The 22,371-nt window shown below is 70.0% G+C and carries 22 protein-coding genes; 10 read left to right on the top strand and 12 right to left on the bottom strand.

The window, feature by feature from the left end:
• Positions 1 to 8: 8 nt before the first annotated feature.
• Positions 9 to 248 (bottom strand): redoxin NrdH, encoded by a 240-nt coding sequence (locus tag AC5Y43_RS05975; protein WP_499970257.1) that lies wholly within the window; start codon positions 246 to 248, stop codon positions 9 to 11.
• A 460-nt stretch (positions 249 to 708) separates the two neighbouring features.
• Positions 709 to 1,275: an NAD(P)H-dependent oxidoreductase gene (locus AC5Y43_RS05970; RefSeq protein ID WP_499970256.1), complete on the bottom strand. Its 567-nt coding sequence runs from the start codon at positions 1,273 to 1,275 to the stop codon at positions 709 to 711.
• An 89-nt stretch (positions 1,276 to 1,364) separates the two neighbouring features.
• Between AC5Y43_RS05970 and AC5Y43_RS05965 the strand changes: the two genes are divergently transcribed.
• Positions 1,365 to 1,967: a TetR/AcrR family transcriptional regulator gene (locus tag AC5Y43_RS05965; RefSeq protein ID WP_499970254.1), complete on the top strand. Its 603-nt coding sequence runs from the start codon at positions 1,365 to 1,367 to the stop codon at positions 1,965 to 1,967.
• Positions 1,955 to 2,995, top strand: a complete 1,041-nt coding sequence (locus AC5Y43_RS05960) for a DNA polymerase IV (protein ID WP_499970486.1) — start codon at positions 1,955 to 1,957, stop codon at positions 2,993 to 2,995. Before AC5Y43_RS05965 ends, AC5Y43_RS05960 begins: the two co-directional genes overlap by 13 nt.
• Here AC5Y43_RS05960 and AC5Y43_RS05955 read toward each other — a convergent pair.
• Together AC5Y43_RS05955 and AC5Y43_RS05950 are read right to left on the bottom strand one after the other, a co-directional pair.
• Positions 2,957 to 3,856 (bottom strand): SDR family oxidoreductase, encoded by a 900-nt coding sequence (locus tag AC5Y43_RS05955; protein WP_499970252.1) that lies wholly within the window; start codon positions 3,854 to 3,856, stop codon positions 2,957 to 2,959. The two genes, AC5Y43_RS05960 and AC5Y43_RS05955, sit on opposite strands and share 39 nt — an antisense overlap.
• Before the next feature lie 18 nt (positions 3,857 to 3,874).
• Positions 3,875 to 4,519: a TetR/AcrR family transcriptional regulator gene (locus tag AC5Y43_RS05950; protein WP_499970249.1), complete on the bottom strand. Its 645-nt coding sequence runs from the start codon at positions 4,517 to 4,519 to the stop codon at positions 3,875 to 3,877.
• 127 nt (positions 4,520 to 4,646) lie between these two features.
• Between AC5Y43_RS05950 and AC5Y43_RS05945 the strand changes: the two genes are divergently transcribed.
• Positions 4,647 to 6,128, top strand: coding sequence for a cytochrome P450 (locus AC5Y43_RS05945; RefSeq protein ID WP_499970247.1), 1,482 nt, complete (start codon positions 4,647 to 4,649; stop codon positions 6,126 to 6,128).
• On the opposite strand, the gene AC5Y43_RS05940 is transcribed toward AC5Y43_RS05945, so the two are convergent.
• Positions 6,129 to 6,632: a homocitrate synthase gene (locus AC5Y43_RS05940; protein ID WP_499970245.1), complete on the bottom strand. Its 504-nt coding sequence runs from the start codon at positions 6,630 to 6,632 to the stop codon at positions 6,129 to 6,131.
• Positions 6,633 to 6,946: 314 nt separating this feature from the next.
• Between AC5Y43_RS05940 and AC5Y43_RS05935 the strand changes: the two genes are divergently transcribed.
• Positions 6,947 to 7,099: a hypothetical protein gene (locus AC5Y43_RS05935; RefSeq protein ID WP_499970242.1), complete on the top strand. Its 153-nt coding sequence runs from the start codon at positions 6,947 to 6,949 to the stop codon at positions 7,097 to 7,099.
• A gap of 6 nt (positions 7,100 to 7,105) precedes the next feature.
• Here the strand turns inward: AC5Y43_RS05935 and AC5Y43_RS05930 are convergent, their stop codons facing one another.
• The 3 genes from AC5Y43_RS05930 to AC5Y43_RS05920 form a co-directional block, all read right to left on the bottom strand.
• Complete coding sequence (locus AC5Y43_RS05930) at positions 7,106 to 8,098, bottom strand: anti-sigma factor RsbA family regulatory protein (RefSeq protein ID WP_499970241.1); 993 nt, start codon at positions 8,096 to 8,098, stop codon at positions 7,106 to 7,108.
• A gap of 80 nt (positions 8,099 to 8,178) precedes the next feature.
• Complete coding sequence (locus tag AC5Y43_RS05925; protein ID WP_499970484.1) at positions 8,179 to 9,606, bottom strand: FadR/GntR family transcriptional regulator; 1,428 nt, start codon at positions 9,604 to 9,606, stop codon at positions 8,179 to 8,181.
• A 30-nt stretch (positions 9,607 to 9,636) separates the two neighbouring features.
• Complete coding sequence (locus tag AC5Y43_RS05920; protein WP_499970482.1) at positions 9,637 to 10,830, bottom strand: thiolase family protein; 1,194 nt, start codon at positions 10,828 to 10,830, stop codon at positions 9,637 to 9,639.
• Positions 10,831 to 10,886: 56 nt separating this feature from the next.
• Between AC5Y43_RS05920 and AC5Y43_RS05915 the strand changes: the two genes are divergently transcribed.
• A complete protein-coding gene (locus AC5Y43_RS05915) occupies positions 10,887 to 11,219 on the top strand; it encodes a Zn-ribbon domain-containing OB-fold protein (RefSeq protein ID WP_499970239.1) in 333 nt (110 codons plus the stop codon).
• 80 nt (positions 11,220 to 11,299) lie between these two features.
• On the opposite strand, the gene AC5Y43_RS05910 is transcribed toward AC5Y43_RS05915, so the two are convergent.
• Positions 11,300 to 13,477, bottom strand: coding sequence for an acyl-CoA dehydrogenase family protein (locus AC5Y43_RS05910; RefSeq protein WP_499970237.1), 2,178 nt, complete (start codon positions 13,475 to 13,477; stop codon positions 11,300 to 11,302).
• A 114-nt stretch (positions 13,478 to 13,591) separates the two neighbouring features.
• The gene (locus AC5Y43_RS05905) at positions 13,592 to 14,350 is read right to left on the bottom strand and encodes an SDR family NAD(P)-dependent oxidoreductase (protein WP_499970235.1); all 759 of its coding nucleotides are present in this window, start codon (positions 14,348 to 14,350) and stop codon (positions 13,592 to 13,594) included.
• A 113-nt stretch (positions 14,351 to 14,463) separates the two neighbouring features.
• Here AC5Y43_RS05905 and AC5Y43_RS05900 point away from each other — a divergent pair, with 113 nt between their 5' ends.
• Positions 14,464 to 16,005 (top strand): ATP-dependent DNA ligase, encoded by a 1,542-nt coding sequence (locus AC5Y43_RS05900; RefSeq protein ID WP_499970233.1) that lies wholly within the window; start codon positions 14,464 to 14,466, stop codon positions 16,003 to 16,005.
• Positions 16,006 to 16,419: 414 nt separating this feature from the next.
• Positions 16,420 to 17,247, top strand: coding sequence for an oxidoreductase (locus tag AC5Y43_RS05895; protein WP_499970231.1), 828 nt, complete (start codon positions 16,420 to 16,422; stop codon positions 17,245 to 17,247).
• A gap of 4 nt (positions 17,248 to 17,251) precedes the next feature.
• Here the strand turns inward: AC5Y43_RS05895 and AC5Y43_RS05890 are convergent, their stop codons facing one another.
• Positions 17,252 to 18,208, bottom strand: a complete 957-nt coding sequence (locus AC5Y43_RS05890; RefSeq protein ID WP_499970229.1) for an LLM class F420-dependent oxidoreductase — start codon at positions 18,206 to 18,208, stop codon at positions 17,252 to 17,254.
• 216 nt (positions 18,209 to 18,424) lie between these two features.
• Between AC5Y43_RS05890 and AC5Y43_RS05885 the strand changes: the two genes are divergently transcribed.
• Genes AC5Y43_RS05885 through AC5Y43_RS05875 form a run of 3 tightly spaced genes read left to right on the top strand, consistent with a single transcriptional unit; the run spans position 18,425 to position 21,648 of the window.
• Positions 18,425 to 19,201 carry an enoyl-CoA hydratase/isomerase family protein gene (locus tag AC5Y43_RS05885; RefSeq protein WP_499970228.1) on the top strand — a complete coding sequence of 259 codons (777 nt, stop codon included), beginning with the start codon at positions 18,425 to 18,427 and terminating at the stop codon, positions 19,199 to 19,201.
• Positions 19,198 to 20,352: a CaiB/BaiF CoA transferase family protein gene (locus AC5Y43_RS05880; RefSeq protein WP_499970226.1), complete on the top strand. Its 1,155-nt coding sequence runs from the start codon at positions 19,198 to 19,200 to the stop codon at positions 20,350 to 20,352. The genes AC5Y43_RS05885 and AC5Y43_RS05880 overlap by 4 nt, the downstream gene beginning before the upstream one ends.
• On the top strand, positions 20,353 to 21,648 hold the full coding sequence (locus AC5Y43_RS05875; protein WP_499970225.1) for an acyl-CoA dehydrogenase family protein: 1,296 nt from the start codon (positions 20,353 to 20,355) through the stop codon (positions 21,646 to 21,648).
• Here the strand turns inward: AC5Y43_RS05875 and AC5Y43_RS05870 are convergent.
• Positions 21,645 to 22,331, bottom strand: coding sequence for an MspA family porin (locus tag AC5Y43_RS05870; protein WP_499970480.1), 687 nt, complete (start codon positions 22,329 to 22,331; stop codon positions 21,645 to 21,647). The two genes, AC5Y43_RS05875 and AC5Y43_RS05870, sit on opposite strands and share 4 nt — an antisense overlap.
• Positions 22,332 to 22,371 lie beyond the last annotated feature (40 nt).

The raw sequence follows: 22,371 nt of genomic DNA, 5'->3' as shown, positions 1-22,371 counted from the left end.
CTGTATGCTCACGCGCTCAGCACGGCGCTGGCGAGCGACTTGATGCGGTCAGGCCGGAACCCCGACCAGTGGTCGTTGCCCGCCACCACCACCGGGGCCTGCAGGTAGCCCAGCGCCATCACGTAGTCGCGTGCCTCGGAGTCGAGCGTGATGTCGACCTTCTCGTAGGCCAAACCCTGCTTGTCCAACGCCTTGTAGGTGGCGCTGCACTGTACGCAAGCCGGCTTGGTGTACACGGTGATGCTCATGGATGCCGCTCCTTTGCGGAAGGTGGACCTGATACGGACTGGCAACTAAGGGGGTAGTGCAACGAACTCGGTCATCGCTGTTGTTCAGCGGTCCGTCAGGGCCCCAGATTCCCGTCGTGCGGCGGTCCGGGTCGAAACAGCGCGCTTCGATGCCTTCAAGCCGATTCAGGGAGGTCCCCCAAGCCCGGCCGGCTTGGGGATCTTGGGATCTGCCGGTGCTCGAAACACTACACCTAGTGGCCGACAACTTGTCTAGATACAAGATGTTCTGAATAACAATTCTGAAATTCGCTGGTCGCGAGCCGTCCGCCGCGCGCGCCACCGGCGTGTCGCAGATCACAAATCGATCGACGGGGTGCATGCCCACCGGTATATCAGCGGCCACCGACAACTACGCTCCGCCGTGCCGCCCGGCCGGGCCGGGCGCCGGTCGCATCCCGGCCCGCCAGCAAAGCGAAATTCAGCCGGCTTCGGCGGCGAGCTTGCCCACCACGTCGCGCACGTTGGCCGTGAGCTCCGCGTGCTCCGCGGGCGCCCTGCCTTCCAGGGTCTTGAACGGCACCGACAGCGTGATCGCGTCGAGCACGCGGGCGCCGGCGATCCCGAACGACTTGCGCGTCTCGTCGTGTGCCCACACCCCGCCGTAGCGGCCGAAGGACCCGCCGATGACGGCCATCGGCTTGCCCTTCAGCGCGCCGTCGCCGAACGGGCGCGACAGCCAGTCGATCGCGTTCTTGACGACCGCGGGAATGCTGCCGTTGTACTCCGGGGTGACCACCAGGGCGGCATGCGCGCCGCCCGCCGCGGCACGCAACGCGGCCACCGGGGCCGGCGCCGCGACACCGGGGCTGACGGCGTCGTCGATCTCCTCGTTGTAGAAGGGCAACTCCCCGAGCCCCTCGAACACCGTGACGGAGACGCCCTCGGGGGCGACCGCCGCGGCCAGCTCGGCGATCTGGCGGTTGATCGACGCCGCCCGCAGGCTGCCCACCAACGCCAAGACCTTGATGTCGGAGTTCTCTGGCACTTCGGAGTCCCTTCGCTTGTCGGTCTACATCTTCGCACGAGCAAACCGGACCGTGGTCCGGTTTATTCCGGCGGCGCTACAGTGCAGGGATGAGGGGTGCCGAGTTGCCCGTTTGCGCGCCACCAGAGCTCCCGCAGGAACGCGGTGACGCGGCGCGGAACCGCGCGCTGCTGCTCGACGCGGCCCGCGCGCTGGTCGCCGAGCGCGGCGCGGACGCCGTCACCATGGACGACGTCGCCGCGGCCGCCGGCGTCGGCAAGGGCACGTTGTTCCGCCGGTTCGGCAGCAGGGCCGGCCTGATGATGGTGCTGCTCGACGAGGACGAGCGCGCCAGCCAGCAGGCTTTCCTGTTCGGCCCACCGCCCCTGGGTCCCGACGCCCCGCCGCTGGATCGGCTGCTGGCCTTCGGCCGGGACCGGATGCGCTTCGTGCACACCCACCGCGCGCTGCTGTCGGCGGCCAACCGCGCCCCGCATAGCCGCTTCGGGCCGCCGGTCGCGGTGCAGCGGACCCACGTGCGGATGCTGCTGGCTTCGGCGCACAGCACCGGCGACCTCGATGCCCAGACCGACGCGCTGCTGGCCCTGCTCGACCCGGACTACGTGGAGCACCAACTCGACGCCGGTGGCCGCACCCTGGCGCAGCTCGGCGACGCGTGGGAAAGCCTGGCGCGCAAGCTGTGCGGGCGGTGACCGGCTGGGTCCTGCACGTGGACCTCGACCAATTCCTGGCGTCGGTCGAGTTGCGCCGCCACCCCGGGCTGGCCGGGCTGCCGGTCATCGTCGGCGGCAACGGCGACCCGGCCGAGCCGCGCAAGGTCGTCACGTGCGCCTCGTACGAGGCCCGCAATTTCGGGGTGCGCGCGGGCATGCCGCTGCGCACCGCCGCACGACGGTGCCCGGACGCGACCTTCCTGCCGTCGGACCCGGCGGCCTACGACGCGGCGTCCGACGAGGTGATGGGGCTGCTGCGCGACCTGGGCAACCCCGTCGAGGTGTGGGGCTGGGACGAGGCCTATATCAAGGTGACCGACGACGATCCCGTCGACGTGGCCGAGCGGATCCGAACGACCATCTCGTCGGCAACCGGGCTGTCGTGCTCCGTCGGCATCAGCGACAACAAACAGCGGGCCAAGGTCGCCACCGGTTTCGCCAAACCGGACGGCGTCTTCGTGCTCACCGACGCGAACTGGATGACGGTGATGGCGGACCGCCCCGTCGACGCACTGTGGGGTGTCGGTCCCAAGACCACGAAAAAGCTTGCGGCCCTGGGCATCACGACGGTGCGCGAACTTGCGTACAGCGATCCGGAGCTGCTGACGTCGGCGTTCGGCGCGCGCACCGGCCTGTGGCTGCTGCTGCTGGCCAAGGGCGGCGGTGACGCCGACGTCAGCGCCGAACCCTGGATTCCGCGCTCGCGCAGCCACGTCGTCACGTTTCCCCAAGACCTGACCGACCGCGCCGAAATGCACGCCGCGGTAACGCGATTGGCGCAACAGGCGCTCGACGACGTGCTGGCGGGCGGGCGGATCGTCACCCGCGTCGCGGTCACCGTGCGGACGGCGACGTTCTACACCCGCACCAAGATCCGCAAGCTGCCCGAGCCCAACACCGACGCCGGCACCATCACCGGCGCCGCCCTGCGCGTGCTGGACCTCTTCGAGCTGGACCGGCCGATCCGGCTACTCGGGGTGCGCCTCGAGCTGGCCATGCCGGACTGACGCCACCGGAGCGGGACGCAGCGCCCGCGTGAAGATCCGGTTGACCTGACGCATCGCCACGCTGTAGGGCCACCACGCCAGCCGCTTGAACGCATACAGCGCCCTGATGTCCGGCGACGTGTAGATCAGATAGCGGTTCTTCGCCACGCCGGCCAGGATCTTGCCGGCCGCGTGTTCCGGCGACACGGCGTGACCGCTGAAGCGGTCCACCCACCGCGCGACTTGAGGGTCCTCGCGGTCGACCCCGGCGATCTCGACCGTGTTCACCAGCGGTGTCTTCACCGCGCCGGGCACCACCACCGACACCCCGATGCGGTGGCGGGCCAGGTCGAAGCGCAGCACCTCCGAAAGTCCGCGCAGCCCATACTTGCTCGCGCTGTAGGCGGCGTGCCACGGCAGCGCGACCAGACCGGCCGCCGAGGACACGTTGGCCACCCGCCCCCCGCGCCCGGCCGCCACCATCGGCGGGACGAACGTCTCGATGACATGGATCGGTCCCATCAGGTTGATGGCGATCATCTTGCGCCACTGCTCGTGGGTCAGCCGGTCCACGGTGCCCCACGCCGACACCCCGGCGATGTTGAGCACGACGTCCATGCTCGGGTGCTCGGCGTGAATCGCCCCGGCGAACGCCGCTACCTGGTCGTAGTCGGCGATGTCGAGGGCGCGGTGGACGGGCACCCGCGCCCCCAGCGCGGCGGCGTCGGCCGCGGTCAGTTCCAGACCGTCGGGGTTGCGATCGGTCAGATACAGTTCGGCACCCTGGGCGGCCAGCGCCAGCGCGGTCGCGCGACCGATGCCGCTGGCCGCGCCGGTCACCAGACACCGCTTCCCCGCGTAATACCGTCCCGATGCCGCCATGGCCGTGACCCTACCGCGTTATTTCGGGCCCCCACCCCACAGCGAATTCAGCCACAGCTGCTCGAGCACGCGCACCCGGCGCTCGATGTCGTCGTCGCGGACGCCCTGCTGGCCGACCATGATCGGGTCGCCGGTGAGCACCATCGCGGTGGCACCGGCCAAAGTCCGCACCAGGGTGGGGATGTCGTCGCTGATCGGCGTGGCGGTCCCGGCCTTCATCTCGGCATCGACGACGTCGGCGATCTCGCCCAGCACGACCTCGAACTGGCGCTCGAGGATGTCGCGGATCTCGGCGTCGGTGTAGCGGGCGGCATTGCACGCGGTCACGACCGGATCGTTGTGCGCGTAGACCGCGGCGGCGCTGCGGACCATCCGCTTGGCGAACTGCTCGGGCGACTCGCCCGGCTGGCGGGGGGCGAAGTACTGCGTGAGCTCCTCGAGTTCCTCGGCCGCCTCGGCCACGATCTGGGCGAGCACCGCGTACTTGGAGTCGAAGTAGAAGTAGAAACCGGAGCGGGCGACCCCGGCGCGCTGGCTGATGGTGCTGACCGACAGCTCCGCGAACGGCTTCTCCTCGAGCAGGTCGCGCACCGCCTGCATGATCGCCTGCCGGTGCTTGTCACCGCGCCGGCGGATCGCCGGTTCGCCCGGCTGGCTGCTCACGCCCTTGACCTTGCACCACGCCGGGGGAAAAGCAAACTTGACAGCCGTCAACTTTGTCCCGAAGGATAGGGCTCAGTGACCGCTGTCACCCCTCTCCCCGCTTGCACAGGAGCGCAAAGGAGCCGCAATGGCCGCCACCATCAGCACGCCGCACTACCTGCTTGACCAGGCGCGGCGCCGGTTGACCCCGTCGTTCAACAACTTCCCGGGCATGGGCGTGGTGGAGCGCAAGCTGCTGAACACGCAGTTCCCGGAGCGCAAGCTCGCCGACCCCCCGCCGGGCACGGAGCTCAAGCCGGTCCTCGGTGACGCGGGGCTGCCGGTACTCGGGCACATCATCGAGATGCTGCGCGGTGGACCGGATTACCTGATGCACCTCTACCGGACCAAGGGCCCGGTCGTGTTCGGCGACTCGCCGGTCCTGCCGGGCGTCGCGGCACTGGGACCCGATGCCGCGCAGGTGATCTACTCCAACCGCAACAAGGACTACTCGCAGCAGGGCTGGGTCCCGGTGATCGGGCCGTTCTTTCACCGCGGGCTGATGCTGCTCGACTTCGAGGAGCACATGTTCCACCGGCGGATCATGCAGGAGGCCTTCGTGCGGCCCCGGCTGGTCTCCTATGTGGAGCAGATGGACAGTGTCGTGTCGAAGACGGTTGCCAACGACTGGGTGGTCAACGACGCGCGCTTCCTGCTCTATCCGGCGATGAAGGAGCTGACCCTCGACATCGCCTCGATGGTGTTCATGGGCCACGAGCCGGGCACCGACCACGAGCTGGTGACCAAGGTGAACAAGGCGTTCACCGTCACCACCCGCGCCGGCAACGCGATCATCCGCACCAGCGTTCCGCCGTTCACCTGGTGGCGCGGCCTCAAGGCGCGCGAGCTGCTGGAGAACTACTTCCGCGAGCGGGTCAAGGAACAGCGCGGCAAGGACGGCAACGACCTGCTGTCGGTGTTGTGCCACACCGAGGACGAGGACGGCAACAGCTTCTCCGACGAGGACATCGTCAACCACATGATCTTTCTGATGATGGCCGCCCACGACACGTCGACGTCGACGTCGACGACGATGATCTACCAGCTGGCCGCCAACCCGGAGTGGCAGGAGCGTTGCCGCGACGAGTCCGACCGGCTCGGCGACGGTCCGCTCGACATCGACTCGCTGGAGAAGCTGGAGTCGCTGGACTTGGTGATGAACGAGTCGATCCGCCTGGTGACGCCGGTGCAGTGGGCCATGCGCCAGACGGTGCGCGACACGGATCTGCTGGGCTACTACATCCCCAAGGGCACCAACGTCATCGCCTATCCCGGCATGAATCACCGGCTGCCCGAGCTGTGGACCGACCCGCTGAAATTCGACCCGGACCGGTTCACCGAGCCGCGCAGCGAGCACAAGCGGCACCGCTACGCGTTCAGCCCGTTCGGGGGCGGCGCGCACAAGTGCATCGGAATGGCGTTCGGGCAGTTGGAGATCAAGACGATCCTGCACCGGCTGCTGCGCAAGTACCGACTCGAGCTGCCCCACCCCGGATATGAGGCCGAGTGGGACTACGGCGGCATGCCGGTGCCCAAGGACGGCATGCCGATCGTGCTGCGCCCGCTGTAGTCACGCTTTTTGCCCGGCCAATAGCCTGTTGGCGCAGGCGATCACCGCGCGCAGCGCCGACTCCGTCGGATCCTGCGACCAGCCCATCGCCCACTCGGCGCGGATCCCGTCGCTGCCGCGGATGAACGTGGCGGTGACGTCGGCCGAGCGGATCTGGTGAAACCTCAACATCTCCACCGTGATCGAGCGCTCGTGCAGCATCGCGGTCAAGGCGGCGACGGGTCCGCCGGCGGCGGCGGTCGAGGTCCCGAGCTCATCGCCGACGGCGATCGTGGCCCGGAAGTTGCGGGCCTGGGGGCCCAGCCGCCCCGCCGGGCGCTCGATGTCGGTGCAGGCCCACTGCCCCAGTCGCACCGGACCGGCGGTGTCACCGTAGGCGGCGACGAAGCTCTCCCACGACATCGCCCCGGCCTCCTCGCGCAGACCGCGCGGCAGCGCGGCGCCGAAGTGGTCGACGAACCAGCCGTCCGCCGGGTCGCGAAGGGGGATGGACGGGATAGACATGGTGTCGGTCTTCTCTGATCAGAGGGCGACCGACGGCAGTAGCTTCCGACCCACGGCGGGGGTCGGCCTGGGATCAGACCCCGCTGCGGGTGCCGGCTACTACGGCCTTTTGGCAGGCCTCGAGAAGACGCACGAGCGCGACGATAGACGGCGCCCGCCGGTAAATGCAAATCCGTTTCGCGTGGGCAGAGGAAAGCCTTGCCGGACAAGGACTTCCGAAGTTTATCGCGGCAAAGCGGGTCGAGCTCCGCCGCGATCGCGATAGCATCTTGGGCGGTGAGTGCCTCCGATGACGGACAAGCGAAAGGCGATCGATGAGCGCGAAGAATGCCAGCAAGACAATCCTGTCGGTTCGGACGCTGGTCGCGGTGCTGGCCGCGGTATTCGCCGCGCTGGCCGCCGGGTGCGCCCCCACCGACAGCAGCCCCGGCCCGGTGCTGACCACGCCGTCACAGCAGTCCAACTGAGCGCGCTCAGTCGTTGGGGTCGAGCCGGAGATAGGCCTGAATCGTCGTCCCGGTCGACGTGGTGTGGGTGCGCACCAGGTCCGAGATGGCGTTGACCAGATACAGCCCGCGGCTGGCCGGCCCGGCCGGGCCGGGATCCAGGCGCCCGACCAACGGGTCGTCGAACCGTCCGGTGTCGCGCGCCTCGCAGACCAGGTGCTCGTCCTGGCGCCAGAATGCCAGCCGGCACGCCCCGTCGGTGTACATCAGGCTGTTGGTGGCCAGCTCCGTGGCGACCAGTTGCAGGTCGTCGATGGCGTCCTCGGACATCCCCACCCACCCCGCGTAGTCGACCGCGAACGATCGGGCGGGGCGCAGGTCCGCGGACTCCCTGACCAGGTAGGTGACCGCCCCCGGGTTGGCGTCGAGGGGCTGGTTGCAACGGTCCAGGACGTCGTCGGGCGCGTACTCGGCGCAGGGGTGCATCGCGCCCTGGCTCCACAGCGCGCGATGGGTCGCGCGGGCATCCGCGAGCACATCGTCGGTGAGCCGGCTCTCGTCGTACAGGCACAACTTCGTCGCCGGGTATCCGTCGAGGGCCGCGTTGGCCAAGGCCTCGTGCTCCAGGCAGGAGACGAGTTCGTCGCCGCGGCGTCCCGGCCAGGCGAGCTGGCTCACGATCCGCACCCGCCGATCCGGATACTCGTCGACGAACGACCCTTCCAGCGCCATGAACCGGCTCGGGTTGCGGCCGACCTCGGCAATGTCGGCCATCTGCAAGTCGGGTGGCAGCTCGCCGTCGGTGCCGCGCAACGCGTCCCACAGCTCGCCGAGATCGTCGCCGGGCACCGCCACCAACACGGGTTCGCCGGCTGCCAGGCCGTCGCCGACGAAGCGCACCACGAACTCCACGCATTCCTGCCGGGAGCGGTAGAAGAGCACGGAATGAACGAAGCCCGATCGGCCGGTTTGTGGGTCCGGTGCGCCCCCCGACATTCCAGCGCTCTCGCTTTCGATCACGTGCCGACCCGCTGCTGGACCGACATCCCCTCCCCATACCCCATCCGGGCCTTCGATATGCGCGCCACGCCACCCGCCTCCTACAGCCACCAGGACGCCGCGGCGTCCAGGTGACGACGGACGCGGTAGCGGGCGAGGCTGTCGTCGCCCGCCTCGATCGCCTGCAGGATCCGCAGGTGCGCGTGCTCGACGGCGGCGACGTCGGCGGGGGTCGGCTCCGACTGCCCGGTGCTCGACCAGTGCCGGCGGAACACCTCGATGATGATCCGCAGGAACAGGCCCAGCAGCGCGTTACCGGCCAGTTGCGCCAGCCCGAGGTGGAAGCGCCCCTCCTCGACGGCCGCCTGCCGTGCATCGGCCTGGCCGCCCAACTCCGTCAAGTGCGCGGCGACGTCGGCGGACTCGGTGCGCCTCTTGACGACTCTGGCGACGTTGTCGATCTCGATGGCGTCCCGGACGAAGCGCAGGTCTTCTCGGGTCGGCTTGCGGTATTGCAGATACAACGCGATGGTGTCGATGCTCGCCTCGGCGCGGGGCTCGGTGACGATCAGCCCGCCGCCGGGCCCGCGGCGCATCTGCGCGACCGAGTGATATTCGAGCAGCCGCACCGCTTCCCGGAACACCGCGCGGCTCACCCGGTAACGCTCGAGCAGGGCCGGTTCGGTCCCGAACACCGAGCCGGGTCGCCAGCCGCCGGCGGCGATTTCGTCGCCGATGGCCGCCGCCAGCGCCTCGGCGAGCTTGCCCCGCGGCGCATCACCCTCGAGCGGCCGCGAGCGGCGCCGCCTACGGCCGGCTCCCTGATGTTCCTGAAGCCAGCCGGTCACCGCCTCGATGTGGCGCTCGCTCAGCGTCTTGGCCCGCGCCGCGTCGCCGGCGGTGACGGCGTCGACGATCCGGGAGTGGTCGTGGTGCATGTGCTCGACCGCCTCGATCGCCTCGGTCGCCGAATCCGGCCGCGACTGCAGGGCGTATCGGGTGGTGAGCCGCATCAGGATGTCGATGAACAGTTGCAGGACCGGGCTTTTCGACTGCTCGGCCAGCGCGATGTGGAACTCGTCGCGCGGCGCGGGCGAGCCCGGGTTCCAGCGCTCCTCCGCCCGCAGCACCGCGCGCAGTCGGTCGATGCCGGCCTCGTCGATGCGTTCGGCGGCCAGGGAGGCGGCCAACGGCTCGAGCACCAGCCGCGCGTTGAGCAGGTCGACCAGCGTCGTGCCCAGATGCTCGAGGTAGATCACCACCGCGCGGGTCGCCGGGCCGGCGTCGGGCTCGCAGATCAGCAGCCCGCCGCCAGGGCCGCGGCGCATCCGCGCGACCTGATGGTGTTCGACGAGGCGCACGGCCTCCCGCAGCACCGAGCGGCTCACGCCGTAGCGTTGCTGCAGGGCCTGCTCGGAGCCCAGCGATTCGCCAATGGTCCAGCCGCGGCGGGCGATATCGGCCTCGATGCGGCGGGCAACCCTCGAAGCCATCTTGTTCACCCGGCCGGTGTCCGGCTCGCGGCTCAGCAGCTCAATTAGGCTCTCCCACAAGCGTTCTCAACAGGTCAGCAACATGCAGCCGGCGACGGGGCCGCCGCCCACCGAGACCACGCCGACCTCCGGGCGTTTGGACACCTGACGCTCTCCCGCGTCGCCGCGCAACTGCAGGCACCCTTCGTGCAGGGCCCAGTAGCCGTGCATCCGCCCGGCCGAGAGCTGGCCGCCGTAGGTGTTCAGCGGCAACTGCCCGTCGAGGGCGATGCGCGTGCCGCCCTCGACGAACGGGCCGGCCTCGCCGTCGCCGCACACCCCGAGGGCTTCCAGCCAGGCGAGCGCGAGAAACGTGAAACCGTCGTACAACTGGGCCACGCCGAGGTCGGCGGGCGTCAGCTGCGTGCGCGACCACATCTGCGCGGTCGCGTCCGACATCGCCATCTTGGGGTAGTCGTCGCGGTGGAACCAGCCGCCGGCACCATCGGATCCGCCGATCGCCTCCACCGCCACCGCCCGGTGCGGGCAGTCGCGGGCGTATTCCGCGTGCGACACCACCACCGCGATCGAGCCGTCGATGGGCACGTCGCAGTCCAGCAGCCCGAACGGCGTCGACACCGGTCGCGCGCCCAGGTAATCGGCCATGGTCATCGGTTCGCGGTACACCGCAAGGGGATTCAGCGCCGCGTTGCGCCTGCCGTTGAGCGCCAGCCAGCCCAGCTGCTCCTTGGTGGTTCCGTACAGCTCCATGTGCCGGCGGCAGTTCAGCGCCAGCCAGTTCGCCGCGGAATAGGCTTGGGCCGCAACCAGATCGTTGACGTCGTCCATGGCACCTACCGCCGGCTTCGGGGCGCCCTCGGGGGTTTCGAACATGCGCGCGAGCGGCGGGGCGGGCGCATTCTTTTGCGGTTTGACCGGCACCGTCCCGCCCAGCATCTGGATGGTCCGGTAGACGACCACGTGGCGGGCGCGCCGCTCGGCGACCGCGCGGCACGCCGACATCACCGGACTCAGCAGCCCGCCGGTGCCGAATCCGGCACCACAGTCGGCGGCCTCGATGCGCAGCTCGGCGTTGACGTCCGTTGCCGGCGTGTCACCCAAGGTTGCGATCCCGTCGACGTCCGCGGGGGTCAGGCCGGCATCCGCGATGGCGGCCCGCACCGCCTCCATGGTCAGCTCCAGGCCGGGGATGCCGGTGCGGCGGCCGATTCGCGAGATCCCGAGACCCGATACGATCGCGTCCTTCTCGAAGTAGGTCACCTGCACCGCCCGTCCGACCAGCCCGTACCGAATCAATAGAGTGTACTGTATTGGGCGTGCCGGGCGAGTTGCTCATCGAACACTGCGAGGATTGCGCGCGCTGGGTGCACCCCCCGGCCGGCGAATGCCGCGACTGCGGCGGCGCGTTGGTGGCCCGGCCGGTCTCCGGGCGGGGCACGGTGTTCACCTACACGGTCAATCACCATCCGTACAACCCGGACATCCCCACGCCCTACGTGATCGCCCTCGTCGAGCTGGCCGAACAAAGCGGCCTGCGGGTGGCCGCCAATATCGTTGGCTGCGAGCCGGATTCGGTGAGCTGCGGCATGCCCGTCGATGTCCAGCCCGACAAGGGCAGCGGTGGCGCACCCCTGTTCGCCCCGGCCTAGCGACCCTCGCCGAGCGTCCGCAAAATGCCAGCCGCACGCGGCGTGTCGCGTACCAACACGGGCGCTCGCCGGGGTGAAGGCTAGTTGATCAGCGGGTCGCGCGGCATGCCGAGGATGCGCTCGGCGATCTGATTGCGGGTCACCTCCGAGGTGCCGCCGGCGATGGACATGCCGCGGGCGCCCATGATCATGCGGCCGGCCAGCGCGCCGGGCCCGTCGGTGAGGGCCACGTCGGGCCCCAGCAGCGCCGCCGAGATCGCGGCCCCGTCCACCATGTGCTCGGCCAGCTTCAGTTTGGTGACGTTGCCTTCGGGTCCCGGGCCCGCGCCCTCGACGCTGCGCGCGACGCGGCGCAGGTTCAGCAGCCGCAGCGCGTGATCGTCGGCCAGGTAGTTCCCGACGCGCACGTCGGCCCCCGCCAACTGATCCGGCCGCTGCCTGGCGAGCTCGATCAGGGCGTCGCCCAGGCCCTCGTAGAAGGAGCCGCTGCCGCCGATGCTGACGCGTTCGTTGCCCAGCGTCGCCCGCGCGACGGTCCACCCGGAATTGGGCGCCCCGACGACGTCCTCGTCGGGAACGAACAGGTCGTTGAAGAACACCTCGTTGAAATCCGAGCCGCCCGTGATCTGGCGCAGCGGCCGGACCTCGACCTCGGGGGCCTTCATGTCGACGATCACCGTGGTGATGCCGGCGTGCTTGGGCGCGTCCGGGTCGGTGCGCACGGTGGCCAGGCCGCGCGCGCAGTAGTGCGCCCCGCTGGTCCACACCTTCTGCCCGTTGATCTTCCAGCCGCCGTCCACCCGGGTGGCGCGGGTCTTGATGGACGCCGCATCCGAGCCCGCTTCGGGCTCGGAGAACAGCTGGCACCACACCTCGTCCTTGCGCAGCGCCTTCTCCACGAATCTTTCGATCTGCCACGGCGTTCCGTGCTGGATCAGGGTCAGGATCACCCAGCTGGTGATCCCGTAGTCGGGGCGCTTGATGCCCGCCGAGCGAAACTCCTCCTCGATCACCAGCTGCTCGACCGCATCGGCCGCGCGGCCCCACGGCCTGGGCCAGTGCGGCATCACGTAACCGGTCGCGATCAGCTTGTCGCGCTGGGCATCCCTGTCCAGGGCGGCGATATCGGCCGCGTCGGCGCGGATTCGGGTGCGCAGCTCTTCGGCCTCCGCGGGCAGGTCCAGGCTGTTGTCCCGGACGGCCCCGCCCGCGGTGCGCTCGAAGACATCGGCGGCCGGCGCGTCACCGCCGAACAGTGCCGCGGTCACCAGGGCCCGGCGCAGGTGCAGGTGTGCGTCGTGTTCCCAGGTGAAGCCGATGCCGCCGTGCACCTGGATGTTGAGCTCCGCGTTGCGCGCGTAAGCCGGAAACGTCAGCGCCGCAGCCACGGCCGCGCTCAGCCGGAACTGCGTCTCGTCGGCCGAGGAGTCCTCGCCCGCCGCGCGCGACGCGTCCCACACCGCCGCGGTCGCCGCCTCGGCGGCCACCAGCATGTTCGCGCAATGATGCTTGACGGCCTGGAAGGTGGCGATGGTGCGGCCGAATTGCTGGCGCACCTTGGCGTAGTCGACGGCGGCGTCGACGCAGTCCGAGGTCCCGCCCACCGCCTCGGCGGCCAGCAGCGTCCGCGCGCGGGCCAGGGCCGATTCCCTTGCCCCGCGCAGGATGTCGTCGTCGGTGACGCTCACGTTGTCCAGGCGCACCCGGCCGGAGCGCCGGGTCGGGTCGAGGTTGTCCGGCACGTCCACCGACACGCCGTCGCGGCCGCGGTCCAGCAGCAACACGTCGTCGCCGGCGGCGATCACCAACAGCTCGCCGAGTCCGGCGCCCAGCACGATTCCGGCGTCGCCGTCGGCCTTGCCATCCTTGACCTGCACCGTGCCGCCCACGCCGATGCCCGCGGTGACGGACCCGTCGATCAGCCCCGGCAGCAGCCGCGACTTCTGTTCGGCGGTGCCCTGTTTGGCGATCACCGCCGAGGCGATCACGGTCGGCACGAACGGCCCCGGCGCCACCGCGCGGCCGAGTTCCTCGATGACGACGACGAGTTCGGGCAGGCCGTAGCCGGACCCGCCGTACTCCTCGTCGATGTGCAGCCCGAGCCAGCCGAGCTCCACCAGGTTCGGCCAGAACCCGGGCCGGGCCTCGTCGGCGGCGTCGAGCAGCGACCGCGCCGCCCACCGCGCCTTCTGGGCGGTCAGGAACGCGCGGGCGACCTCGGCGAGTTCGCGATGATCGTCGGTCAGTGCGATACCCATGAGGGAGCCCTCCTCGCGCCGCTACCGGGATGGTGGCCTGCCCCGCTCCGAGGGGAAGCGGGGCGGCTGGCTAAAGAGTGTACTTATTGCGAGAAGGGCGCCCGCCGCGGGTGCTTACTTCGGGGCGAAGCGCTGACCGGCGTCCAGGCGCAGGCACTGGCCGTTGAGCATCGGGTTGTCGACGATGGCCGCCGCCAGCTTCGCGTACTCCTCGGGCCGGCCGAGGCGCTTGGGGAAGGCCGCGTCCTTGGTCAGCTGCGTCGCGAATTCGTCCGGAATGCCCTTGGTCAGCCCGGTGGCGAACAGGCTGGGCGCGATCGCCAGCACCCGGATGCCCAGCGATCCGAGGTCGCGCGCCATGGTCAGGCACATGCCCGCGATGCCCGCCTTGGCGGCGGTGTAGGCGACCTGCCCGATCTGGCCCTCGAACGCCGCGATCGACGCGGTGTTGATGATGACGCCGCGCTCCTCGTCCTCGGGCTCGTTCTTGCTCATGTGCGCGGCGGCCAGCCGGCTGATGTTGAAGCTGGCGATGAGGTTGAGATCGATCACGGACTGGAAGGACTCGAGGTCGTGGGGACCGGTCTTGGTCATGGTCCGCTTGGCGATGCCGCCGCCCGCGGTGGTCACGATGACGTGCAGGCCGCCGAGCTTGTCGACCGCGGACTGCAGCGTCTCCTCGGTGCCGGCGAAGTCGGTGACGTCTACCGGGTAGAACGTGCCGCCGACGCCCTCGGCGACCTGCTTGCCGTCGGAACCCTCGCGGTCGAGCACCGCGACGTCCGCGCCGCGTTCGTGCAGCAGTTCGGCCGTGGCCCGGCCCATCCCCGACGCGCCGCCGATGACGACGACCTTCTTCCCGTTGATCTCCATCCGGGCCTCCTTTTTCTAGGCTTGTCAGAATCCGTGCGATTTGTAACGTTAGGTAGGCACGCTAGCGTGTCCGTCCCCGACGCTTGTCGGCGAGCCATGCCAAGCTGGGCGGCGTGCTCCTCCTCGACGTGGCAAGCACATCGCTTAATGTCGGCGGCACCTCGTCGCGGCTGGCCAAGGTCGCGCACATCGCCGACCTGCTGCGCCGCACCGCCACCGACCCCGAAGCGGTGGCGATCATCGTGTCGTGGCTGTCGGGTGAGCTGCGCCAACGCCAGATCGGGGTCGGGTGGGCGTCGTTGCGCGACCGCCCGCCGCCGGCGGCCGAGCCGGTGCTGACCGTCGTCGGCGTCGACGCCACCTTCGCCCAGATTGGCTCCGTGGCCGGCAAGGGTGCGCAGGGCAGGCGCGCCGAACTGGTCGCGGGGCTGTTCGCCGCCGCCACCGGGACCGAGCAGGCCTTCCTGCTGCGGTTGCTCGGCGGCGAGCTGCGCCAGGGGGCGCTGGCCGGGATCATGGCCGATGCGGTGGCCAAGGCCACCGGGATCCCGGCGGCCGCGGTGCAGCGCGCGGCGATGCTGGGCGGGGACCTGCCGGCGGTCGCGGCCGCCGGTCTTTCCGGCGGCGCGGCGGCGCTGGAAGCCTTCACCCTGCGGGTGGGACGGCCGGTCAGTCCGATGCTGGCGCAGACCGCGACCGGTGTGGCCGACGCGCTCGAACGACACGGCGGCACAAGCATTTTCGAGACGAAGCTGGATGGCGCGCGGGTGCAGATACACCGGGCCGGCGACGAGGTCACCGTCTACACGCGAAGCCTCGACGACGTCACCGCGCGGCTGCCCGAGGTCGTCGAGGCGACGCTGGCGCTGGCGGTCACCGACCTGATCGCCGACGGCGAGGCGATCGCCCTGCGGCCCGACGACCGGCCGCACCGTTTCCAGGTCACGGCCTCCCGGTTCGGCCGTTCCGTCGACATCGGCGCAGCCCTTGCCGCACAGCGGCTTTCGGTGTTCTTCTTTGATGTCCTGCACTGCGACGGCACCGACCTGCTGGACGCGCCGACCGCCGACCGGTTGGCCGCGCTGGACGCGCTGGTGCCGCCGGCACAGCGCGTCGACCGGTTGATGACCTCGGACCCGTCGCGGGCCGGCGCCTTCCTGGACGCCACGCTGGCCGCCGGCCACGAGGGCGTCATGGCCAAGGCGCCCGACGCGCCGTATCTCGCCGGCCGCCGCGGCGCGGGCTGGCTCAAGGTCAAGCCCGTCCACAACCTCGATCTGGTGGTGCTCGCCGTCGAGTGGGGATCGGGGCGCCGCCGCGGAAAGCTGTCCAACATCCACCTGGGCGCGCGCGATGAGGCCGGTGGCGAGTTCGTCATGGTCGGAAAGACATTCAAGGGGATGACCGACGCCATGCTGGACTGGCAGACCGCGCGGTTCCGCGAACTCGCCGTGGGTGGCGTCGACGACGGCTTGGACCACGGGGTCGTCCGGCTTCGCCCCGAGCAGGTGGTCGAGATCGCGCTGGACGGCGTGCAGCAATCGTCGCGCTACCCCGGCGGCGTTGCGCTGCGGTTCGCCCGGGTGGTGCGCTACCGCGACGACAAGGGCCCCGCCGACGCCGACACCATCGACGCCGTGCGCGCGCTGTATTGACGCGCGCCCCGAAACAGGGCCCGAACAGGTAGTCAATTACGCATCCCTGGACCTGGTCGTCCGCCATACCGTGGTGGCATCCAAAGGAGGCACCAAATGTCGACTTCACTTGAGGTGTCATCCGGCGAGGCTCGGATCGCCGGAGTCTTGCGCCGGGTGTTCGCCACGTCGACGGAGGCATCACGGCCGCGGCACTACCCGAACCGCTACGGATACCTCGAGAAGGCAGCCATGGCACGCGAGGTGGACAGATTATGAACGTGCTGATCTCGGTTGGCTCCGCCGCGGTGATGGTGATGTTCGCGGCCGCGATGTACAGCCTCCAATGGCGGCTGGAGCGCGCCGACTACGAGCGCCATTTCGAAGACTGAGCCGCCGCCGCAAACGTGTGACGCCATCCGCTACGTTCTGGGCATGTCCACCTGGCTCATCACCGGCTGCTCGACCGGGCTCGGTCGCGCGCTCGCCGAGGCTGTCATCGCGGCCGGCCACAACGCGGTCGTGACCGCGCGCGACGCCGCCAAGGTCGCCGACCTCGCCGAGGCCGCACCGCAGCGGGTGCTCGCCGTCGCGCTCGATGTCACCAAGCCCGCGCAGGTCGCCGCGGCCGTGCGCCAGGCCGGCGAGCGATTCGGTGGTGTGGACGTGCTGGTCAACAACGCGGGCTACGGCTATCGCGCCGCCGTCGAGGAGGGCGACGACGCCGAGGTCCGCGAGCTGTTCGAGACGCACTTCTTCGGCAGCGTCGCGATGATCAAGGCCGTGCTGCCCGGAATGCGGGCACGTCGCAGCGGGGCGATCGTCAACGTCTCCTCGATCGGCGCGACCGTGCACCCGGTGGGATCCGGCTACTACGCGGCGGCCAAGGCCGCCATCGAGGGCATGAGCGGGGCCCTGCGCGGCGAGCTCGCGCCGCTGGGCATCTCGGTCACGATCGTCGAGCCGGGCGCGTTTCGCACCGACTTCGCCGGGCGCTCGCTGGCCCAGTCGGTCACCGTCATCGACGACTACGCGGCCACCGCCGGGCAGCGTCGCAAGGAAAACGACACCATGCACGGCAACCAGGCCGGCGACCCCGCCAAGGCCGCCCGGGCGATCATCACGGCCGTCGAGTCGAGCGAGCCGCCCGGGTTTTTGCTGCTGGGTCCCGACGCGCTGGCCCTCTACCGGCACGTGAGCGACGCGCGCGCCGGCGAGATCGCGAAATGGGAAAAGCTCAGCGGCGGAACCAACTTCGACTGAGCACTCAGCCGCGCAGCTCGGGCAGCACGTCGCGCTCCCACGCGGCGAAGAAGCCGTCCATGTCGGGACCGATCTGCTGCACGTAGACCTCGTCGATGCCGGCGTCGACGAACTGGCGCACCTGCGCGATGTGCTTGCCGGAATCCGGCCCGCACGCGACGCTCTCGGCGACCTTCTCCGGCGGCACCAGCGACATGAGGGCGGCGAAGTCCTTGGGCCGCGGCAATATCTGTGAGGTCTGTCCCGGCAGTCCCTCGTTGCCCCACAACCGGTGCGCGATCTTCAGCGCGGCGTCGGCGTCTTCGTCCCAGCTGACCTTGGTTCCGGCCTGGACCGGCTTGTCGCCGCCGCCGGACTCCCGGAACGCCTTGACCAGCTCGGCCTCAGGCATCGCCAGCACATAGCCGTCGCCGATGCGCCCGGCCAGCCCGGCGCCCTGGGGGCCGAACCCGGACACGTAGATCGGGACCGGGCGCTCCGGGCGGGTGTAGATGCGCGCCTCCTGCACCTCGTAATGCTTGCCGTGGTGGCTGACCTCGTCGCCGCGGTGCAGCAGCCGGATGACGTCGACGGCCTCCTCCAGCATTTCCTGGCGCACGGCGACCGACGGCCAGGGGTCGCCGAGGATGTGCTCGTTGAGCGCCTCGCCGCTGCCCACCCCGAGCACGAAGCGGCCGTCGAGCTGCACGGCCGCGGTGGCCGACGCGTGCGCGATGATCGCCGGGTGCGTCCGCACGGTCGGGCACGTGACGGCGGTGCTGACCGGCAGCGACGTCACCTCCGAGAGCGCGCCGATCACGCCCCACACGAACGGGCTCTGGCCCTGCTCGTCGTTCCACGGGTGGAAGTGGTCGGAGATCCAGAGCGCGTCGAACCCGGCCGCCTCCGCCCGCTTGGCCTGGTCGACGAGTTCCTTGGGGCCGAACTGTTCACAGGACAGGAAATATCCGATCTCGGTCATTCCGCCGGGCTACCCGCTGCGCGGCGCCTTACGCAACTGACCGAACGGCGACGGCGCCAATCCCGACGAGCGTGCGGCTGGCCGCAACCTCGGCCCCGAGTGTGCGGCTGGCCCCACACTCGGGGCCGAGCATGCGCACCAACCGCTCGCGAGAATGGGTTCGCCGTTCAGGAGAAGGTTGTTCTCCTGAGCCGAGAGACCCCTTACGATCGGTGGGTGCCGTCCACGCTGGAACTCGACCGGCCCCACGCGGGCGTCGTCTTGGTGCGCCTGAACCGCCCGCAGCGCCTCAACGCCATCAACGCGCTCATGCAAGCCGAATTGGGCCAGGCCCTCGGCGATTTGGGCGCCGACGCCTCGGTGCGCGCCGTCGTGCTCACCGGCGCCGGGCGCGGCTTTTGCGCCGGGATCGACGTGCGCGACTTCGGGCCCGACGTGCCCGAGGCGACCGCCCCGGCGATCGACCGGATGCGCTTCCAGGAGGGCATGGCCGCGCTGGCCGAGGGCGTGCGCGCCTTGCCGCAGCCCGTCATCGCCGCGGTCAACGGGCCGTGCGTCGGAGCGGGATTCGCACTGTGCCTGGCCGCCGACATCCGGATCTGTTCGGCGCAGGCCTCGTTCGGCAACGCCGCGATCCTGCTCGGGCTGTCGGGCGCCGAGATGGGCATGAGCTACCACCTGCCCCGCGTCGTCGGCACCAGTGTCGCCGCCGACTGGATGCTCACCGGGCGCACCGTGCCGGCCGCCGAGGCCGATCGGCGCGGACTGGTCAGCGAGGTCGTCGAACCCGGCGGGCTGATCGAGCGCGCCGTGGAGCTGGCGGCGCTGATCGCCGGCCTGGCCCCGCTGGGAGTGCAACTGACCAAGCGTGCGCTGCAGGTCAACACCGACGCGGCGAACCTGTCGGCGGCGCTGGAACTGGAGAACCGCAACCAGGCGATCACGCACGCGACCGAGGAAGCGGCCGAGCGCCGCAAAAAGTGGTCCAAGTGAGCGGACCGTTGACCGGCGTCCGCATCGTGATGATGGGGGGCCTGGGTCCCGCCCCGTTCTGCGGAATGCTGTTGGGAGACTTGGGCGCCGATGTCGTGCGTATCGACGCCGTCGCGGGTGTCGACGGCGAGCTGCCGATCGACTACACGGTGCGACGCAGCCAACGGTCGCTGGCCGCCGACGTCAAGGACGCCCGCGGCGTCGACCTGGTCCGCCGGCTCGCCGCCGATGCCGACGCATTCGTCGACGTCTACCGGCCCGGCGTGGCCGAACGGCTGGGCATCGGTCCGGACGCGCTGCGCGAGCGCAATCCGCGCCTGGTGTACGCCCGCATGACGGGCTACGGGCAGGACGGGCCCCTGGCCGGGCACGCCGGCCACGACATCAACTACATCGCCCTGGCCGGTGCCCTGCACGGCATCGGCACCGCCGAATCCCCAACGCCCCCACTGAATCTCGTCGGCGACTACGGGGGCGGCGGGATGCTGCTGGCGGTCGGGTTGCTCAGCGCCATCCTGGAGGCCCGCCAGTCCGGCGAGGGCCAGGTCCTCGACGTCGCGATGGTCGACGGCGCGGCGACGCTGATGGCCCCGTACTTCGGCATGGTCACCGCGGGCACCTGGCGCGACCACCGCCGTGACAATCTGCTCGACGGCGCGGCCCACTTCTACGGCACCTACGCCACGGCCGACGGCGGTCACGTCGCCGTCGGCGCAATGGAACGAAAGTTCTACGCCGAGCTGTGCGATCGCCTCGGCTTGGACGTACAAGACGTGCCCCACGACGACGACCGCCCGGCGGCGTGGGCGGCGCATCGCGCCGAGCTGGGCGCTCGCTTCGCCGAGAAAACCCGCGACGAATGGGAGACCATCCTGGATTCGCCGGGATGCTGTGCGACGCCGGTGCTTTCGCTGGCCGAGGCGCCGCACCACCCGCACCTCGCCGCGCGCCAGACGTTCATCGACGTCGACGGCGTCAGGCAGCCCGCCCCGGCGCCGCGCTTCTCGCGCACCCGGCCTGCGGCGCCGTCGGCGCCTGCGCTGCCGGGCGACCACACGCACGCGCTGCTGCGGGAGGCGGGCCTGGATACCGAGACCATCGCCGAACTCGTCGACTCCGGCGTGGTGGCGCAGAGTAAGAGGAGACGCTAGATGTCGTGGGACTTCTCCACCGACCCGCAGTGGGCCGAACAACTGAAATGGGTCGAGGAGTTCGTGCGCAGCGAATGCGAACCGATCGACCTGATCGTCAAGGAGTCGCACGACCTGGGCGACCCGGTGCGCCAGGCCCTCATCCCGCCGCTGCAGCAGATCGTCAAGGAACGCGGGCTGTGGGCCACCCACCTCGGCCCGCACCTGGGCGGGCCGGGCTACGGTCAGGTGAAACTGGCGCTGCTGAACGAGATCCTGGGCCGCTCGGAATGCGCGCCGATCGTCTTCGGCTCGCAGGCGCCGGATTCGGGCAACAGCGAGATCCTCGCGCACTACGGCACGCCCGAGCTCAAAACGCGCTACCTCGAGCCGTTGCTGGACAACCGCATCGTTTCCTGCTTCTCGATGACCGAACCGCAGGGCGGCGCGGACCCCAAGGTGTTCCGCACCACCGCGGTACCCGACGGTGATCACTGGATCATCAACGGCGAGAAGTGGTTTTCGTCGTTCGCCTCGATGGCGTCGTTCATCATCGTGATGGCGATGACCGACCCCGACGCGCCTCCGTACCAGCGCTACTCGATGTTCGTCGTGCCCGGCGACACCCCCGGCATCAACGTGCTGCGCGACGTCGGGCTGGGATACCAGCCGATGGGCGGCGGGCGCGAGGGCTACGTCCGCTACGAAAACGTCCGCGTACCAGCCGATCACATGCTGGGGCCGCGCGGCGGGGCGTTCGTCGTCGCTCAAACCCGGCTGGGCGGGGGGCGAATTCACCACGCGATGCGCACCGTGGGGTTGGTGCGCCGCATCTTCGACATGATCTGTGAGCGGGCGGTGTCGCGCTACACCCAGGGCGAGGTGCTGGCCGACAAGCAACTCGTGCAGGAGATGGTCGCCGACTCGTGGATGGAGATCGAGGCCTTCCGGCTGCTGACCCTGCAAACCGCTTGGAAGATCGACCAATTCAACGACTACAAGGCGGTGCGCGCCGATATCTCGGCGGTGAAGGCGATGATGCAGAAGGTGCTGCACGACGTGTCGTCGCGGGCGCTTCAGCTGCATGGATCTCTGGGCACCACGCACGAGATGCCGTTCGTGCAGTACCTGGTGGAGTCGTTCGTGCTCGGCCTGGCCGACGGCCCCACCGAAGTGCACAAGGTGACGCTGGCCCGGCTGTTGCTGAAAGACCGCCCGCCGGCGCCCGACCTGTTTCCCTCCGAACATTTGCTGCGGCTGCGCGCCGAGGCCGAGGCGAAGTTCGCCGACAAGCTGGCGGGCATCCCCCGCCGCTAGACGGCCTTGGTGACGCCGACGTAGGACAGCACCACGTCGGATTGGTCGGTCGATCGGGTCAGCACCGCATACGAGCGGATGAAAGACTGGCCCACGCACCCGTCGATTTTCACGTGAAAGTTGCTGATCATCACCCAGGGACTGGGTCCCTTGAACTCCTTTCTGACCACCGGCACGATGATCACCAGGCCCGGCTTCAGACCCACGCTGAGCACCCCGTTGACCGGGGTCGAAACAATCGGCAGAAGACCCGTTACGGTGCCGGGCAACAGCGCCGTCGTCCCGATCCCCGGGGTGATGCCGGCGCTCCCCGCCATCGTGACGCCGTTGGATGTGCTCATGTCGATTCCGCAGCCGATCTCGTAACCCACCTCGAGCTCGCCTCGGGGCGGTTCCGGTCCGATCAGCGAGGCGACGTATATGCCGCTCGACAGGTATTCGCGGGAGGCCAGCGCGGTGGTCAACGGCGCCACCGGGACCTGCGACTCGTCTTTGGCCCCGAGGCCCAGGGTCCAGCCGTCAGGGGTGTTGAGGGTTACTGGGGGGTTCGAGGGGACCCGGCCGTCGGGTGCCGGCGCGGCGGACGCGGCGGGGTCGACCTCGGGGTCGGCGCTGGTCGGCGGTGCGGTGGTCACGAGCATGGCAAGGCAGACGGCGCCAACCGCGGCGCGGCGGACGACCACGGCAATTGGCCTCACGGACCGGACCGTACGCGGCGGCGAT

The sequence above is a fragment of the Mycobacterium sp. NGS57 genome, from assembly GCF_059812405.1.
Note: the sequence above shows the minus strand (reverse complement) of the source record. Positions and strands in the feature narration are given on the sequence as shown.